The organism is Saccharopolyspora hirsuta, assembly GCF_008630535.1.
GTDB classification, from domain to species: Bacteria; Actinomycetota; Actinomycetes; order Mycobacteriales; family Pseudonocardiaceae; genus Saccharopolyspora; species Saccharopolyspora hirsuta.
The window spans coordinates 16977-33407 of record NZ_VWPH01000022.1 but is presented as its reverse complement, the minus strand read 5'-3'; the positions used below and the strand labels follow the sequence as shown (position 1 = coordinate 33407).

General features: G+C 73.6%; 16 protein-coding genes. 10 read left to right on the top strand and 6 right to left on the bottom strand.

Features of this window, described 5'->3' with window-relative positions:
• Window positions 1-88: 88 nt before the first annotated feature.
• Window positions 89-1000: a DNA-3-methyladenine glycosylase family protein gene (locus F1721_RS33410; RefSeq protein WP_211840733.1), complete on the top strand. Its 912-nt coding sequence runs from the start codon at window positions 89-91 to the stop codon at window positions 998-1000.
• Here F1721_RS33410 and F1721_RS33405 read toward each other — a convergent pair.
• The 4 genes from F1721_RS33405 to F1721_RS33390 are packed head-to-tail and all read right to left on the bottom strand — an operon-like array spanning window position 985 to window position 4669.
• The gene (locus F1721_RS33405; RefSeq protein ID WP_170301700.1) at window positions 985-1539 is read right to left on the bottom strand and encodes an NUDIX hydrolase; all 555 of its coding nucleotides are present in this window, start codon (window positions 1537-1539) and stop codon (window positions 985-987) included. The two genes, F1721_RS33410 and F1721_RS33405, sit on opposite strands and share 16 nt — an antisense overlap.
• Window positions 1536-2879, bottom strand: a complete 1344-nt coding sequence (locus F1721_RS33400; protein ID WP_150070849.1) for a coenzyme F420-0:L-glutamate ligase — start codon at window positions 2877-2879, stop codon at window positions 1536-1538. The genes F1721_RS33405 and F1721_RS33400 overlap by 4 nt, the downstream gene beginning before the upstream one ends.
• Window positions 2876-3868: a 2-phospho-L-lactate transferase gene (cofD, locus tag F1721_RS33395; RefSeq protein ID WP_150070848.1), complete on the bottom strand. Its 993-nt coding sequence runs from the start codon at window positions 3866-3868 to the stop codon at window positions 2876-2878. Before cofD ends, F1721_RS33400 begins: the two co-directional genes overlap by 4 nt.
• A 45-nt stretch (window positions 3869-3913) precedes the next feature.
• On the bottom strand, window positions 3914-4669 hold the full coding sequence (locus F1721_RS33390; RefSeq protein WP_150070847.1) for a site-2 protease family protein: 756 nt from the start codon (window positions 4667-4669) through the stop codon (window positions 3914-3916).
• Between the two features lie 583 nt (window positions 4670-5252).
• Between F1721_RS33390 and F1721_RS33385 the strand changes: the two genes are divergently transcribed.
• Both F1721_RS33385 and F1721_RS33380 read left to right on the top strand, forming a co-directional pair.
• Window positions 5253-5483, top strand: coding sequence for a WhiB family transcriptional regulator (locus F1721_RS33385; RefSeq protein WP_170301702.1), 231 nt, complete (start codon window positions 5253-5255; stop codon window positions 5481-5483).
• Between the two features lie 118 nt (window positions 5484-5601).
• Window positions 5602-7938, top strand: coding sequence for a glycosyltransferase family 2 protein (locus tag F1721_RS33380; RefSeq protein WP_150070845.1), 2337 nt, complete (start codon window positions 5602-5604; stop codon window positions 7936-7938).
• Window positions 7939-8148: 210 nt separating this feature from the next.
• On the opposite strand, the gene F1721_RS33375 is transcribed toward F1721_RS33380, so the two are convergent.
• Window positions 8149-8610: a carboxymuconolactone decarboxylase family protein gene (locus F1721_RS33375; protein WP_150070844.1), complete on the bottom strand. Its 462-nt coding sequence runs from the start codon at window positions 8608-8610 to the stop codon at window positions 8149-8151.
• A gap of 47 nt (window positions 8611-8657) precedes the next feature.
• Between F1721_RS33375 and pdxR the strand changes: the two genes are divergently transcribed.
• Window positions 8658-10055 carry a MocR-like pyridoxine biosynthesis transcription factor PdxR gene (pdxR, locus tag F1721_RS33370; RefSeq protein ID WP_150070843.1) on the top strand — a complete coding sequence of 466 codons (1398 nt, stop codon included), beginning with the start codon at window positions 8658-8660 and terminating at the stop codon, window positions 10053-10055.
• Here the strand turns inward: pdxR and F1721_RS33365 are convergent.
• Window positions 10039-10512, bottom strand: a complete 474-nt coding sequence (locus F1721_RS33365; RefSeq protein ID WP_195141927.1) for a metallopeptidase family protein — start codon at window positions 10510-10512, stop codon at window positions 10039-10041. The two genes, pdxR and F1721_RS33365, sit on opposite strands and share 17 nt — an antisense overlap.
• Window positions 10513-10775: 263 nt before the next feature.
• On the opposite strand from F1721_RS33365, the gene F1721_RS33360 reads away from it, so the two are divergent.
• From F1721_RS33360 to F1721_RS33335, 6 genes are all read left to right on the top strand, one after another.
• Window positions 10776-11135: a DUF3499 domain-containing protein gene (locus F1721_RS33360; RefSeq protein ID WP_150070842.1), complete on the top strand. Its 360-nt coding sequence runs from the start codon at window positions 10776-10778 to the stop codon at window positions 11133-11135.
• A 110-nt stretch (window positions 11136-11245) separates the two neighbouring features.
• Complete coding sequence (locus F1721_RS33355; protein WP_150070841.1) at window positions 11246-12595, top strand: phosphomannomutase/phosphoglucomutase; 1350 nt, start codon at window positions 11246-11248, stop codon at window positions 12593-12595.
• A gap of 67 nt (window positions 12596-12662) precedes the next feature.
• The gene (locus F1721_RS33350) at window positions 12663-12878 is read left to right on the top strand and encodes a Trm112 family protein (protein WP_170301699.1); all 216 of its coding nucleotides are present in this window, start codon (window positions 12663-12665) and stop codon (window positions 12876-12878) included.
• A 6-nt stretch (window positions 12879-12884) separates the two neighbouring features.
• On the top strand, window positions 12885-13964 hold the full coding sequence (locus tag F1721_RS33345; RefSeq protein ID WP_150070840.1) for an SIS domain-containing protein: 1080 nt from the start codon (window positions 12885-12887) through the stop codon (window positions 13962-13964).
• A 106-nt stretch (window positions 13965-14070) separates the two neighbouring features.
• Window positions 14071-15321 (top strand): mannose-6-phosphate isomerase, class I, encoded by a 1251-nt coding sequence (gene manA / locus F1721_RS33340; RefSeq protein WP_150070839.1) that lies wholly within the window; start codon window positions 14071-14073, stop codon window positions 15319-15321.
• Between the two features lie 145 nt (window positions 15322-15466).
• Window positions 15467-16390 carry a cation diffusion facilitator family transporter gene (locus F1721_RS33335; RefSeq protein WP_150070838.1) on the top strand — a complete coding sequence of 308 codons (924 nt, stop codon included), beginning with the start codon at window positions 15467-15469 and terminating at the stop codon, window positions 16388-16390.
• Window positions 16391-16431: the final 41 nt, after the last annotated feature.

Here is a 16431-nt window from a genome sequence, read left to right as displayed (position 1 = left end):
GAAACTGTGCTTCCGCCGCGCACGACGTGGTGTTCGACCTGGGACGCGGAGACGCCCGCGAGTCGCCGCGGCATACCCTCGGAGGGCGATGACTGACGCGCTGACCAGGACCTGGGCCCCGCCCTACCCGGTGGACCTGCCCCGGGTGCTCGCCCCGCTGCGCCGCGGCAGCGGCGACCCGACCACGCGGGTCGACCCCTCGGGCGCGGTGTGGTGGGGCACCACGACACCGGCCGGGCCGACCACGTTGCGGCTGCGGAAGAACCGCGCCGGTGAGGTCGAGGCGGCGGCGTGGGGACAGGGCGCGCACCTGGTGCTGGACGGCGTCCCGGGCCTGCTCGGCGCCGCGGACGACGCGAGCGGGTTCGTCGCCGTGCACGACGTCGTGGAGCGGGGGCGGCGAGCCTCGCGCGGCGTGCGGCTGTGCGCGTCCGGACGGGTGTGGGACGTGCTGGTCCCCGCGGTGCTGGAGCAGAAGGTCACCGGCCGGGAAGCCTGGCGCTCGTGGCGCGAGCTGTGCTGCCGCTTCGGCAGCCGCGCGCCGGGACCGGTGGAGGAGCTGCGGGTCGCGCCGGATCCGCTGCAGCTGCGCGGCATCCGGGACTGGGAGTGGCACCGGGCGGGCATCGACGGAGCCCGCAGGCGCACGCTGATCGCCGCGGCGTCGGTGGCCAGCAGGTTGGAGCGCGCGGTCGAGCTGCGCGGTGCGGAAGGGCGCGAACTGCTGCAGAAGGTCCCGGGCATCGGGCCGTGGACGGCGGCGGAGATCGCGCAGCGAGCTTGGGGCGACCCGGACGCGGTGAGCGTCGGCGACTACCACCTGCCGACGATCGTCGGCCTCGCCCTGGTCGGCCGCCCGCTCGACGACGAGGGCATGCTCGAAGCCCTGGCCCCCTACGAGGGCCACCGCCACCGAGCGGTCCGCTACCTCGGCGCGGCGGGCGCGTCCCGTCCCCGCCGCGGCCCCCGGATGCCCGCCCGCGACTACCGCGCCGTGTGACCCGAGAACCGCTGGCGGGCGGCGGTGATCAGGGGGCCGAGGTCGGTGTTGTCCGGGAGGGCGTCCACCGGCCACCAGCGCAGGTCGAGGGACTCGTCGCTGCGCGTCGGCTCGGCGCCCTCCGGGGCCCGGACCACGAAGCGCACGTCGAAGTGGCGGGTCGGCTTGCCCAGCGAGCAGGTGATCGGGTGCACGTCGAGGTGCACCGGCTCCGGGTCCACCACCAGACCGTCCACACCGGACTCCTCGGTGGCCTCGCGCAGCGCCGCCCCGGCCAGCGTGCTGTCCTCGGGCTCGCAGTGCCCGCCCAGCTGCAACCACATGCCCACGCGGGGGTGCAGGGTGAGCAGCACGTTCTCGCCCGCCGCGTCGAGCAGCACCGCCGAGGCCGTCACGTGCCCCGGCTCGCAGGCCCGCAGGCAGCCGTCCGGCCGGGCGTCCAGCAAGGTCAGGAATGCGTGCCGCAGCGCCTCCTGCTGCGGGTCGGTCGGGCGCCAGTCGCCGAGCACGCGCAGCGCGTCGGTCTGAGGTCCGCTCACAGCTCCACCAATCCGTCGTCGAGGTCGCGGGGTTCGCGCGGCCCGGTGACCGGTTCGGCCGGGTGGCCGACCGCGACGGCGCCGAGCGGTTCCCAGGCGTCGGGCAGGTCCAGGGTCGCGCGCACCACGTCCGGGCAGAACAACGTCGAGGACACCCAGCACGAGCCGAGCTCCTCGGCCGCCAGCGCCACCAGGAAGCCCTGCACCGCGGCGCCACCGGCGACGGTGAACATCTGGCGCTCGGCGTCCTCGCGCCGCTCGTCCGGGTAGTCGTGCGCGCCCTCGCGGACCAGGAACGGCAGCACCAGCTCCGGGGCGGCGTAGAGCAGGTTGCCCCGGTTCACGCGCCGCTGGGCGGCTTCCTCCGACATCCCGTCGGACCGCAGGTCGTCCAGCCAGGCCGTGCGCATCGCGTCCAGCAGCTTCGTCCGCAGCGGGCGGTCGCGCAACCACACGAAGCGGACCGGGCGGGTGTGGTGCGGGGCGGGCGCGGTCAGGGCCGCGCCGACCGCGCGGCGCACCGCGTCCTCGTCCACCGGGGCGTCCGCGAACTGCCGCACCGAGCGGCGCATCAGCACCGCCTCCCGGCGGCCCTGCGCCAGCGCCTCCGCCGTGCCCATCGCGAACAGGTCCTCGTCGACGGTGCGCACCAGGTCCCGCGCGGTCGATCCGTCGTCCACAGTGGCCAGACCGCGCACCACGGCCACCGGGACCGCGCCCAGCTTGCCCTTGACCAGGTCCGCGGCGGCGGCGATCTCGTCGGCCACCGCCACCAGGGTCACGGCCAGCGCGTTGCCCTGCGAATCGGTGCTGCCCGCGTAGTCGTGCAGCACCGAGATCCCGGCCGCGCCGATCGCCGCGTCGGTCTGCCCGACCCGCCAGGCCCGGCCCATCGTGTCGGTCACCACCACGCCCACCTGCACCCCGAGGCGCTCGGCGAGCCCGGCCCGCAGCCGCCGCGCGGAGGCGTCCGGGTCCTCCGGCAGCAGCGCGATCTGGTCCTGCGGCACGTTCGAGGCGTCGATCCCGGATGCCGCCTGCACGATGCCGAGCTTGTTCTGGGTGATCAGCGTCCGCCCGCGCCGGGCCACCACGTGCGTCGCCTCGGCCAGCACCAGCTCGCGGCGCAGCTCGTCGCGCAGCTCGGGGTCGGCCGGGGCGGCCACCATCCGGCCCTCGACCTTGGACACCACCTTGCTGGTGACCACCACGACGTCGCCGTCGCTGAGCCACGGGGCGGCCGCCGAGATCGACGCGGCCAGGTCGTCCCCGGGGCCGAACTCGGGCAGGCCGGGAACCGCGAAGACCTGCAGCCCGCCCGCCGCCGCGTGATCCCTCATCGCGCCTCCCGGGCCAGCTCGAACGCCGCTTCCGCCATCGCCGCCGTGGCGTCCACATCGGACATCAGCAGCGGGACCGCGCGCACCCGCACGCCGGGGACCTCGGCGGTGTCGCCGGTGTGCACCAGCCAGCCGTCCAGGATCCCCTCGGCGTCCTGCCGCGATCCGTAGTGCCTGCCGACGGCCTCGGCGGTGCTGTCCACCCCGATCGCGGTCAGGCAGGCGTCGGCCATGCCGCGCAGCGGTCGGCCGCCGACGATCGGGGACAGGCCCACGACCGGCGCCGAGGACTCCCGCAGCGCGGTGCGGAAACCCGGCACGGCCAGCAGCGTTCCGATGCTGACCACCGGGTTCGACGGCGCGAGCAGCACCACGTCGGCCTGCTGCAGCGCGTCCAGCACCGCGGGCGTCGGCTTCGCCTCGTCCGCCCCCACCGGCACGATCGCGTGCGCCTTCGGCTCCGCGCGGTACCGCACCCACCACTCCTGGAAGTGCACGGCCCGCTGCTCGCCGGTGCTCGGCTCGTCGATGGCGACGTGCGTCTCCACCCGCTCGTCGGTCACCGGCAGCAGGCGGACGCCCGGCCGCCACCGGTCGCACAGCGCCTCGGTGACCGCCGACAGCGAGTAGCCCGCGCGCAGCATCCGCGAGCGCACCAGGTGGGTGGCGATGTCCCGGTCGCCGAGCCCGAACCAGGTCGGCTCGGCGCCGTAGGCGGCCAACTCCTCCTTGACCGACCAGGTCTCCTCGACCCGGCCCCAGCCCTTCGCCTCGTCGATGCCACCGCCGAGGGTGTACATGCAGGTGTCCAGGTCCGGGCAGACCCGCAACCCGTGCATCCACACGTCATCGCCCACGTTGACCACCGCGGTGACCTCGTGCTCGGACTGCTGCTCCGGCTCGCCGACGGCGGGCAGGCCCAGCGCCGCCTTCACCCCGAGCAGGAACCGCGCGCCACCGACCCCGCCGACCAGAACTACGACCTTCACGCTCCCGATCCTCGCACGGCCCCGGAGGCCCCAGGGCGCGAGCTGTCAGAATCCGAACACGCTGCGGAAGACGGCTTGGCCGTAGGCGGTCATGGCGGTGTCGCCGCCGAGCAGGCCGAAGACGAAGTAGGCGAGCTGGAAGAACATCCGGCCGACGAACGGCACCCCGATCAGCAGCAGGAACAGCACCAGCGGCGCCCACGGCCGGGCCTTCTCGCCGAAGTGCCGCGCCGGGGCGGACAGGTACGGCTCGATCGCGCCGTAGCCGTCCAGGCCGGGGATCGGCAGGATGTTCAGCACGAACGCGATCACCTGCAGGAAGGCCAGGTAGGACAGGCCCGCCGCCAGCCCGAGCGGCATCGGCACCACGGCCACCGCGGCGGCGATCAGCACGCCCAGCACCAGGTTCGTCAGCGGCCCGGCCAGCGACACCATCGACTCGGTGCGGCGGGACCGCAGCGCGTGGTGGTTGATCCACACCGCGCCGCCGGGCAGCGGGATGCCGCCGAGCGCCACGAAGATCAGCGGCAGCACGATGCTCAGGATCGGGTCGGTGTAGCGGCGCGGGTCCAGCGTCAGGTAGCCCTTCGAGCGCACCGAGAGGTCGCCGCCGCGGAACGCGGTGACCGCGTGCCCGAACTCGTGCAGGCACAGCGAGGTCGTCCAGCCGCCGAGCACGAGCAGCAGGACACCGGTGGTCACGGCGAGCTCGCTGTCGAACGTGGCGAGCACACCGCCCAGTGCGGTCAGGCCGAGGAAGGCCAGGAACAAGGGGCTGATGCGGGTCGTGGAGCTCTTCACGCCCCCAGTGTCCACGAACCGCCTGCGCTGCGGAGCGGGCGAAGATGACCTTGTGGTGGTATCCATGATCTCGGGACTCCGTGCGGGGGATCGGTTCCGGCGGACGGAGTACCGGTGCTGCGCCGAAAGCGCGCGCCCGGCGGAGCTCGGTGGCGGTGCGGTGGCGCTGTCCGGGTGTCCCCCTACGGATGGTCTCCGCTTGACCGCAAGGAGCTACACGGGTGTAATCACAGCAGTGTCATTCACCGTTGAAACGATCATTCCTCGGGAGGGGGATCGCGTCAGCGGCAGCGACCGGGTGCGGGAGACCTGGTCGGGCACGGGTCGATCGAGGTGCCGTCGGCGGAGAGGGCGGACGGCACACCTGGTCGGCGACGGCACCGCCGTCGGAGTGCGGGGTCCTCGGAGGGGGGACCAGGCCGCCCGCGAGCAGGAGTGCGTCCTGTTCCGGCCCTGGGGAGGGCCGGTGGGATCGGGAGAAATCGGGGGAGATCCAACGATGTGGGAATCGGGAGACAGCCGCTTGGCGGAGCGTGGGGACGCAGCCGTCGCGGAGTTCGACGTTCTGGCCGAACTGTTCGAGATGTCCGAAGAAGAGCAGGAATGGCAGGAACGCGCGCTCTGCGCGCAGACCGATCCGGAGGCGTTCTTCCCGGAGAAGGGCGGTTCCACCCGGGAGGCGAAGCGGATCTGCGCGGGTTGCGAGGTGCGCTCCGAGTGCTTGGAGTACGCGCTGCAGCACGACGAGCGCTTCGGCATCTGGGGCGGACTGTCCGAAAGGGAGCGCCGCAAGCTCAAGCGCCGCGCCGTGTGAGCTGCGAGGCCGGGCCGTCGCGCTGCTGAGCTGAAGCAGATCGTTTCGGCGGGTTTCCTTCCGCTGCTGGTGCATTACCGTTCGTGCGGTGGTGGATCTGGTCGGCAGGAGGAAGTCTGTGAGCGCGCCGGTGCTGGCGGTGGTGGTGTGTCGGGACGGCGAGTCGTGGTTGCCGGGGGTGCTCGCCGCCCTCGGCGAGCAGTCCGAAAGACCGCGCCGCGTGCTCGCGGTCGACACCGGTTCGACCGACCGCACCGCGGAACTGCTGGCGCAGGCCCGCGCGGACCAGGTCGTCGACGACGTGCTGACGCTGCCGCGGGACACCTCCTTCGCCACCGCCGTCGCGGACGCCGTGGCGCTGGGCAAGCGCCGCTGGGCCGACCCCGGGCGCTGGTTGTGGTTGCTGGACGGCGGTTCCGCGCCTGAGCCGAACCGGTTGGCCGGACTGCTGGCGACCGAGGACCCGACCGCGGCCGAGGTGGAGCCGGGCAAGCTGATCCGGCGCGACGTCTTCGAGCGGCTGGAACGCCGACCTTCGCCGTCGCCGCGGGAGAACGCCCGCGGCGGTTTCCTCAACCGCGGCGGGGTGCTGCGGTTGCTGTCCTCGCCGCTGTTCGTGCTCACCGCAGCGCTGCTGCTGTTCGCGCTGATCAACGCGCTGATCGCGGGGCGGCTCGGATCCGGCCTGGCCGGTGGGCGGTTGCTCCCGGTGGCCGACCTGGCCACCACCTGGCGGGACTACCTGGCCGCGTGGCACCCGGTCGCCGGAGGCACGGGATCCCCGGCGTCGCCGTCGCTGCTGGTGCTCGCGGTGCTCGGCAGTGTCCTAGGTGGACCGTCGGTGGTGGTGTCGCTCCTGCTGCTGTTCGGGGTTCCGCTGGCCGGGGTGAGCGCCTACTTCGCGACCCGGTCGCTCCCGGTCCCGCCGCTGCGCCGCGCGATCGCGGCCGGGGCGTACGCCTTGTTACCGGCGGCGTCGCTGTCGGCCGGGGAGGGGCGGTTGGACGTGGTGGTCGCGCACGTCCTGGTGCCGCCGCTGCTGGCCGGGATCGCCGCGGTGATCCGGCTCTCCGACGGGCAGTGGTTGGGCAAGGTCTGCTTGACCGCGCTGGGGCTGGCGGTGCTCGGCGCCTTCGCGCCGCTGATGCACCTGTCGTTGATCGTGCTGGCGCTGCTCGCGCACGTCCTGCTGCCCGGTGAGACGGCGCGCAGCCAACGTCGGGTTGCCGGGCTGGCCGCGGTGGTGCTGCTGTCGGTCGCCTGCCTGCTGCCGTGGCCCGTCGTGTTCCTGCAGCACCCGCAGGTCCTGCTGCACGGGCTCGGGGCCCGGGCGGTGGAGCAGCCCGCTGGTGCGTGGTTGCTCGCGTTGAGCCCGGACGGTTCTCCGGCGAGCTGGCTCGGGGTGCTGTTCGTGCTCGCCGCGGTGGGGGCCCTCGTGGTCGCCTGGGACAAGCGGATGCTGCCCGCCGCCGGGGTCGCGGTCTTCGGCTGGTTGCTGGCGGCCGCGGTGGACGGCTCGGCGGCCGAGCCGATCGCCGGGGGAGCGGCCACCGTCGGCTGGACCGGCGGTCCGCTGGTGCTCGTCGCGGTCGGCTGCAGCTGGATCGTGCTGCAGGCCGGGCGGCCGAAACTCCCCGAGGTGCCGCGGGTGTTCGGGCTCGCCGCGCTGGCGGTCGTGGCGCTCGGGCTGGTGGCGAGCTCCGCGATCGCGCTGGTCGGCGGTCCGCTCGCCCCGGCGCAGCCGTGGGCCGGACCGTCCGGGACGCGACTGGTGCTCGACCCGGGACCGCAGCCCGCGCGGCTGGTCACCGGCTCCGGCCCGCGCTTCGGCGACGACGACCTGGCCCCGGCCGGGTCCGCCGCCGACTGGCTGCGCCAGGTCGACGACGACCTGCAGTCCGACGACCCCGGCCGGGTGCGGGAGGCGCTGGCCGCGGTGGCGGCCCGCGGCGCGGAGTTCGTCGTCGTACCGGGCGATTCGCGGGTGCTGGAGCTCGGCCGCGGTCTGGTGAACGAGCACGCGGGGCTCCCGGACGGCAGCCGGGTCCTGCGCCTGCTGCTGCCGAGCTCGCCGGTCAAGCTGGTCGGCCCCGACCTGGCGCGCCAGGCCCAGACCGAACCGGAACCGACCCCGGAAGCCCGCCCGCTCCCGGTCGCCGCGCAACTGCCGAACTTCACGGTCCGGATCTCCGAGGGCGGTGCGGGCCGGGCGCTGGTCCTCGGCGCGGAGAACGAGCCCGGCTGGTACGCCCGGGTCGACGGCATGGCGTTCCCGCTGGCCACGGCCTGGGGACACCAGGTGGCGATCCCGCTGCCGGAGCAGGCGGCCGAGGTCCAGGTCGGGTTCACCGAACTGCCCCGCACGGCCCTGCTCTCCGTCCAAGCCGCGGCGGTGCTGTTCACCCTGGTCGCCGCGATCCCCGGCCGCCGCCGCAAACCCGCCCCCAAGCCCTGACGGCGGTCCGCCGGGGGTGACCCGCGATTTCAATGGAACTCGCACCCGCGATTTCAATGGAACTCGCACCTGCGATTTCAAGGGAACTCGCGGCCCGTCGGCGTGTCGGGTCCTGACACGCCGACGCCTGCGGGCACCTCCCGCGATTTCAATGGAAATCGGACATCTGATTTCCATTGAAATCGCAGGCTGAGCCCCGACGGGCCGGGGTCAGGCGGTGCGCTCGTCGGTGCCGGGGATCTTCGCCGTGGCGATCGCGATCCGGTTCCAGGTGTTGATGCTGAGGATCAGCGCCAGCAGGCTGGCCAGCTCCGCGGGCTCGAACTGCTCGGCCGCGCGGGCGTAGACCTCGTCGGGCACGCCGCGCTCGGACACCCGGGTGACCGCCTCGGTCAGCTCCAGCGCCGCCAGCTCCCGCTCGGTGAAGAAGCGCGCTGCCTCCCGCCACACCGAGACCATGTGCAGCCGGTCCTCGTCCGCACCCGCCTTGCGGGCGTCGTTCACGTGCATGTGCAGGCAGTACGCGCACCCGTTGAGCTGGGACGCGCGGATTCGCACCAGCTCGCCCAGCTCGGGGTCGAGACCTTCACCGGCCGCGTCCTCGAAGGCGCGCTGAGCGCGGTAGACCTTCGGTGCGGTCCGGGCGAAGTCGATGCGGTTCTGGTTCGTCATGCGTCCGACGCTAACGAGCACATCGACCGGCCGTAGAGTGCAATTCCGTGGCGAATTCTTGGGCCAATTCCGCCGCGTCGGCGGGCAGCGACCTGCACCTGGACCTCTCCGCGCCGGGCAGCCGCCGGTCGGTGCTCACCGCCGCGCTGCGCGAGGCGATCCGGTCCGGACGACTGGCCTCGGGCTCCCGGCTGCCGCCGTACCGCTCGCTGGCGGCGGACCTCGGCCTGGCCCGCAACACCGTCGCCGCCGCCTACTCCGAGCTGATCGCCGAGGGCTGGCTCACGGCCCGCCAGGGCTCGGGAACCCGCGTCGCGCATCGCGCCGAACCGCGCCGCCCCGGCCGACCGGTCCGACCGCCGCGGAGCCCAGCTCCGATCCACGACCTGCGACAGGGGCAGCCCGACAGCTCCGCCTTCCCGCGAACCGCCTGGTCGGCGTCGGCCCGCCGCGCCCTCAACGCGGCACCGAACGAGGCCTTCGGCCCCGGCGACCCGCACGGCAGGCCGGAGCTGCGCCGAGCGCTGGCCGACTACCTCGCCCGCGCCCGCGGCGTGCGATCGGAGCCGGAGCGGATCGTCATCTGCTCCGGGTTCGGCCACGCCCTGGAGCTGCTGTTCGACGGGGTCCTGCGCGGTCCGCTAGCGGTGGAGTCCTACGGCCTGCCCTTCCACCGGCAGCTGCTGACCTCGGCCGGGGTCCGCACGATCCCGCTCACGCTGGACGAGCACGGCGCCCGCACCGACGAGCTGGGCACGCGGGTGCGCGCCGCGCTGCTCACGCCCGCCCACCAGTTCCCGACCGGCGGCCCGCTGCACCCGGAGCGCCGCGCCGCGGCCGTGGACTGGGCCCGCTCCACCGGCGGCCTGGTCCTGGAGGACGACTACGACGGCGAGTTCCGCTACGACCGGGAACCGGTCGGCGCGGTGCAGGGGCTCGACCCGGAGCGGGTGATCTACCTGGGGTCGGTCAGCAAGAGCCTGTCCCCGGCGGTGCGCGTCGGCTGGATGGTGCTGCCCGAACACCTGGTGGACGAGGTGCTCGCGGTGAAGGGCGCTCGGGAGCGCTGGACGGGCGTCCTGGACCAGCTGGCGCTGGCCGACTTCATCGAGTCCGGGCACTACGACCGCCACGTCCGCCGCGCGCGGCAGCGCTACCGGCGTCGCCGGGACCAGCTGGTCGCGGCGCTGGCCGACCACGTCCCGCACATCACCGCGAGCGGTATCGCCGCAGGTCTGCACGCCGTGCTCCGCCTGCCGCCCGGCACCGAGCGGGCCGCCACCGCAGCCGCCGCCGAGCGCGGCATCGCGCTGGACGGGCTCGCCGACTTCCGGCACCCGGACGCCGCGATGCCGGTGGTGGACGGGCTGGTCGTCGGCTACACCACGCCGCCCGAGCACGGGTACGCCGCCGCGCTGGAGGCCCTGGTCACTGCCCTTCGATGACGTCCGGGTCCAGGCCCAGGTAGGTGGCCACCTGCTCGACCAGGACGTCGTGCAGCAGGTCCGCCATGTCCGTGCCGTCGCGCGCCCGCGCCTCCAGCGGCCGCCGGTACAGCACGATCCGCGCGCGCGTGGGCAGCCCCCGGCGGTCCACCCCGGCCGGGACCAGCCGGGCCAGCGGGACGTTGGAGTCCACCACCACGTCGTCGTCCCACACGACCTTCTCGGGCGTCGTGCTGGTGATCTCCGGCACCTCGTCGACGGCGACGTCCAGCTGCGTCAGCTCGGCGTGCCAGCGCTGCTCGATCGGCTCCAGCGCCTCCAGCACCAGCGCGTCGAAGCGCTGCGAACGGCTGCGCGACACCGGGACCGAGGACGGGTACAGCGGTCCGCGCAGGCCGCGGCCGCGCCGGTCCCGCCGGAAGCGGACACGGCGCCGAGATCCACGTGCGGTCACCACGGGCCGAGAGTACGCCTTCCGCCGCCGAGGACGGGACAGTGCTTGTCCGGTGGGCAGGCGCGGGCCGAGCGGCTGCGCCCCGGGCGCCGGGCGCAGCCCCCGGCGTGACGGCGGAAGGCGTCGCCGACCAGGCGAAACGTCCGGCTCCGGAGATCTGTTCGCGCAGGGCGGACATGGCCGAACCCGGAGCTCAGCCGCGCCTTCGGCGCCGGTTTCCGCGTGCCTTCGCCGCGCACCGGAGCGGGCGCGCTATCGTGCGTGTCGTGCGGAGCGTGAGGCGGTGCTCGCGGACCGGGTGTCTCAACCCGGCCGTCGCCACGCTCACTTATGCCTACGCGGACTCCACGGCGGTCGTCGGCCCGCTGGCCACCTACGCTGAACCGCACAGCTACGACCTGTGCGAAGCGCACGCGCTGCGGCTCACCGTGCCGAAGGGCTGGGAGGTCGTGCGGCACGAGGGCGAGTTCGCCCCGCCGGAGCCCTCCGACGACGACCTGACCGCGCTGGCCGAGGCGGTCCGGGAGGCCGGGCGGCCGGACCGGCCGGTGGAACCCCAGGGGCTCGCGCCCGGCGGCAGCCGCCGCGGGCACCTGCGGGCGCTGCCCGATCCGATCGACGAGTGAATTGATCGTGACGAACAGCTCGCGTGCTCCCAGCGGACGCCAACACCCGATCGATCGCCGGTAGGCTGCCAACCACGTCGTGTCTGGCGCGGAATCGGGGAGGGTGCAGCGTGCGGGACCTGTCGGGGATCGTCAAGGCGTACGACATCCGCGGGGTGGTCGGGGAAGGTCTCGACGCCGACGTGGTGCGGGAGATCGGCGCCGCCTTCACCCGGCTCGTGGGCGGCCCTGCCGTGGTCGTCGGGCACGACATGCGGGAATCCTCGCCGGGCCTGGCCGAGGCCTTCGCCGAGGGCGTCACCGGCCAGGGCGTCGACGTGATCAACATCGGGCTGGCCAGCACCGACATGCTCTACTTCGCCTCCGGTCGGCTGGAGCTGCCGGGCGCGATGTTCACCGCCAGCCACAACCCGGCCCAGTACAACGGCATCAAGCTCTGCCGGGCCGGTGCGGCCCCGGTCGGGCAGGACAGCGGCCTGTCCGAGATCCAGGAGCTGGTCGCCCACGGCGTGCCCGAGTTTCTCGGCGCCAAGGGCAGCGTGAGCAGCCGGGACATGGCGGCCGAGTACTCTGCCTTCCTGCGCGAGCTGGTCGACCTCAGCGGCATCCGCCCGCTGAAGGTCGTGGTGGACGCGGGCAACGGGATGGGCGGGCACACCGTGCCCACCGTGTTCGACGGGCTGCCGGTCGAACTGGTCCCGATGTACTTCGAGCTCGACGGCAGCTTCCCCAACCACGAGGCCAACCCGCTGGACCCGGCCAACCTGGTCGACCTGCAGGCCAAGGTCCGCGAGGTGGGCGCCGACGCCGGGCTGGCCTTCGACGGCGACGCCGACCGCTGCTTCGTGGTCGACGAGCGCGCCGAACCGGTCTCGCCGAGCGCGATCACCGCGCTGGTCGCGGTCCGCGAGCTGGCCAAGGAGCCCGGCGGGACGATCATCCACAACCTGATCACCTCCAAGGCGGTGCCGGAGATCGTCGCCGAGCACGGCGGCAAGCCGGTGCGCACCCGCGTCGGCCACTCCTTCATCAAGCAGACGATGGCCGAGACCGGGGCGATCTTCGGCGGCGAGCACTCCGCGCACTACTACTTCCGGGACTTCTGGCGGGCCGACTCCGGCATGCTGGCCGCGCTGCACGTGCTGGCCGCGCTCGGCGGCCAGGACCAGCCGCTGTCGGAGCTGATGGCCGACTACTCGCGCTACGCCGCCTCCGGCGAGATCAACTCGACGGTGGACGACCAGCAGGGCCGGATGCGCGCCGTCGCGGCCACCTTCGGGGGCCGGTCGGGCGCTCGTGTGGACGAGCTCGACGGGCTTACCGTGGAGCTGTCGGACGGCTCCTGGTTCAACCTGCGCCCGTCCAACACCGAACCGCTGCTCCGGCTCAACGTGGAGGCGAGGGACACTGACGCGATGGCCGCGCTGCGCGACGAGGTGCTCGCGGTCGTCCGAGGGTGAAGCGTCGGCCGCGAGAGGTCGGAGCGCGAGGCCGCGCCGGGGGCGCGGGCGAGTTTGGGGAGGAAAAGTGGCCGTTGACCTGGAACCGCAGTTGCTGGAGGTCCTGGCTTGCCCGTGCCCGCAGCACGCCCAGCTCCGGCCGGGGCTGGGTGACGACCCCCAGGCCGACTACCTGACCTGCACCTACTGCGGGCGCGCCTTCCCGGTCCGGGACGGAATTCCGGTGCTGCTGCTGGAAGAAGCGGTCGGGGGACCGGCGCCCGGCGCTTCCGGGGAGGGGTGACGCCCGGTGCTGGACGACAGTCTCTTCGACGACCCGGCCCGCCTGGTCGACGCCGACTCCGGTGGCCTGCTGCGGCTCGCGGCCCTCTCGGGCGCGCAGGTCCGCGCGGCGACCGAGACCGCGACCGAGGTGGGCATGGACGACCTGGCCGACGGCCGCCCCCGCGCGGTGGTGCTGCTGGCCCGCCCCGGGGTGGGCCCCGGCGTCTGCCGCCTGCTGACCGCGCTGGCCGGGCCGCGCTGCCCGGTGCCGGTGGTGGTCACCGACACCGTCCCGGCCTGGATCGGCGCGCTGGACGTGGTGTTCGCGCACAGCGACGACGTCGGTGACGCGGTGCTGGCCGAATCGGTGTCGACCGCCTGCCGCCGCGGCGCGACGGTCGTGCTGGCCGTCCCGCCGGACGGCCCGGTCGCCGCAGCGGGCGCAGGCCGCGCCAAGGTGCTGCCGCCGCGCATCCCGGTACCGCCCGCGCTGTCCTTCGCGCACGCCTTGGCGGTCGGGCTCAGCACCTTCGGCGCGCTCGACCTGGTGCGCTTCGACGCCGACCAGCTGGCCGACGAGCTGGACAAAGAGGCCGAGCGCGCGCACCCGAACCACGAGACGCTGACCAACCCGGCGAAGTCCCTGGCGATGCGGCTGGCCGACCGCGCGCCGCTGCTGTGGGGGCTGGACCCGGTGTCCACGGCGGTGGCCGTGCACGGCGCCTTCGCGCTCGGCGCCCACGCCGCGACGCCCTGCCACGTGGCCGACTACCAGCAGGCCGTGGCGGAGCGGGCCCTGCACCGGGCCGCCGCCTCGGTCGGGTCCGAAGCGGACCTGTTCGCAGACCCCGAGGACAACCCGGGCGCCGCCCTGCGAGTGTTCCTGGTCAGCGCGCGGTACGACGCGCAGGGGGAGGCCCAGGAACGGGGCGCGGTGCGGGACCTGCCCGGCGCGGACCTGGTCAGCCCGGGTGAATCGGTGCGCGACGACGCGGTGCTGAGGTCCGCCGCGCTGGCCGCCAGGTTCGACCTGGCCGCCGTCTACCTGGGGTTGGCGGCGGGCACGCTGAACGGGCCGGGCTGGCCAGCCCTGGCGATGCACTGAGGGAAGTTTCAGGGAATGCCCCGATGCCGCCCGGCGGCCCTGCGCGGTGTGCTGTGCTGGACGTCGCGGACGAGCAGGCGCGAAGACGAGGAAGCGAGAAACGACTGTGGAGCTACTGCGGAACGCGGTGCGCCCCTATGCGTGGGGCTCGCGTACCGCTATTGCTGATCTGCTCGGTCGGCCCGTCCCCACCCCGCACCCGGAAGCCGAGCTGTGGATGGGCGCGCACCCCGGCGACCCTTCGCGCGTGGTCCGGCCCGACGGCGACGAGGTGTCCCTGCTGTCCCTGCTGGAGGAGGACCCGGCGCACCACCTGGGCCCGGTGTGCGTGCAGCGCTGGGGCGGTCGGCTGCCGTTCCTGCTCAAGGTGCTCGCCGCGGACGAGCCGCTGAGCCTGCAGGCGCACCCGTCCGCCGAGCAGGCCGCCGAGGGCTTCCGGCTGGAGGAGGAAGCCGGGATCGCGCGCAACGCGCCCAACCGCAACTACCCGGACCCCACGGCCAAGCCGGAGCTGGTCTGCGCCCTCACCGAGTTCCACGCGCTGGCCGGGTTCCGCGAGGCCCAGCGCACCGTCCGGCTGCTCGACGAGCTGGCGGTGCCGAGCCTGCGCGCCCACCGCGAGCTGCTCGCCGCGCAACCCGACGCCGACGGCCTCCGCGCGCTGTTCACCACGTGGATCACGCTGCCGGAGAACTACCTGCGCGAGGTGCTGCCCGAGCTGCTGGAGGCGTGCGTGGAGCACGTGCGCGGGCACGGCGAGTTCGCCCTCGAGTGCCGGACCGTGCTGGAGCTCGGCGAGGCCTACCCGCACGACGCCGGGGTCCTGGCCAGCCTGCTGCTCAACCGCATCGTCCTGCAGCCCGGCGAGGCGATCTTCCTGCCCGCCGGGAACCTGCACGCCTACCTCAACGGCACCGGCATCGAGATCCTGGCGAACTCGGACAACATCCTGCGCTGCGGGCTGACCCCCAAGCACGTCGACGTCCCGGAGCTGCTGCGGGTGCTGGACTTCGCCTGCGGCGACATGCGGGTGCTCAAGGGCGAGTCGCTGGACGCCAACCTGACCGCCTACCGGACCCCGGCCGACGAGTTCGAGCTCTCCAGGCTGGACTGGACCCCGGCCGAGTCCGGGGTGGTGCACCTGGACTCCCCGGGCCCGCAGATCCTGCTGTGCACCAAGGGCAGCGTCCGGCTGACCAGCAGCACGCACAACGGTTCGATGCCGCGCGAGCTGCGCCTGGAGCGCGGCCAGTCGGTGTGGCTGGCGGCGTCCGACCCGGCGGTGCAGGTGCGCCCCGCCGAGCTCGACCTCGACGGCCGGGCGCAGGTCTTCCGCGCCGCCGCAGGCGCGTTCTGAACGTCGCCCGAAAGGGGCGAAAAGTGCAGGTCGTCAGCATTCGGACGAGTTTTCCGACCGGGCGTCCCAGGCGCGGGGCAGCCGGTAGATTCCTCCCGTCATCGACCGGTCGGCCGGTCGGAGTTCGCACCGCACGGGAGAGAACGTGTCAGCAAGTGGCGGCACCAAGGCGATCCTGGCCGCGCTCACGGCCAACGCGGGGATCGCGGTGGCCAAGTTCGCCGGGTTCCTGTTCACCGGATCGTCGTCGATGCTCGCGGAGTCGGTGCACTCGCTGGCCGACACGTCCAACCAGGGCCTGCTGCTGCTCGGGCAGAAGACGTCGCAGCGCAAACCCACCGACGAGCACCCGTTCGGGTACGGCCGCGACCGCTTCTTCTACTCGTTCGTCGTCGCCCTGCTGCTGTTCAGCCTGGGCTCGGTGTTCGCGCTCTACGAGGGCATCCACAAGATCCAGCACCCCGAACCGCTGACCTACGCCTGGGTCGCGGTGCTGATCCTGCTGATCGCGATCGCGCTGGAGACCTACAGCTTCGTCACCGCGATCAAGGAGTCCCGCGCGCTCAAGGGCGGGCTGAGCTGGTGGCAGTTCGTCCGGCAGGCCAAGACCCCGGAGCTGCCGGTGGTGCTGCTGGAGGACCTGGGCGCGCTCGTCGGCCTGGTGCTGGCGCTCTGCGGCGTCGGTCTCACCGCGCTCACCGGCAACCCGGTGTGGGACGGTGTCGGCACCACCTGCATCGGGGTGCTGCTGGGGGTGATCGCGATCGTGCTGATCGTCGAGACCAAGAGCCTGCTCATCGGGGAGGGCGCGAGCCGCGACCTGCTGGCCGAGATCGTCGGCGAGCTGGAGCGCGGGAACGTGGAGAAGGTGATCCACATCCGCACCCAGTACCTCGGTCCGGAGGAGCTGCTCATCGCGGCCAAGATCGGCATGACGCCCGCGATGTCGGTGGCCGAGGTGGCCGCGGAGATCGACGACGCGGAGGCGCGGATCCGCGCGAAGGTGCCCGCCGCGCGCCTCATCTACCTCGAACCGGACCTGGAGCGGGGGCGGTCGCTGGCCCGCTGACCTGGTCTGGTCTCATACCAAGTCGCGCGCATCACGAGGAG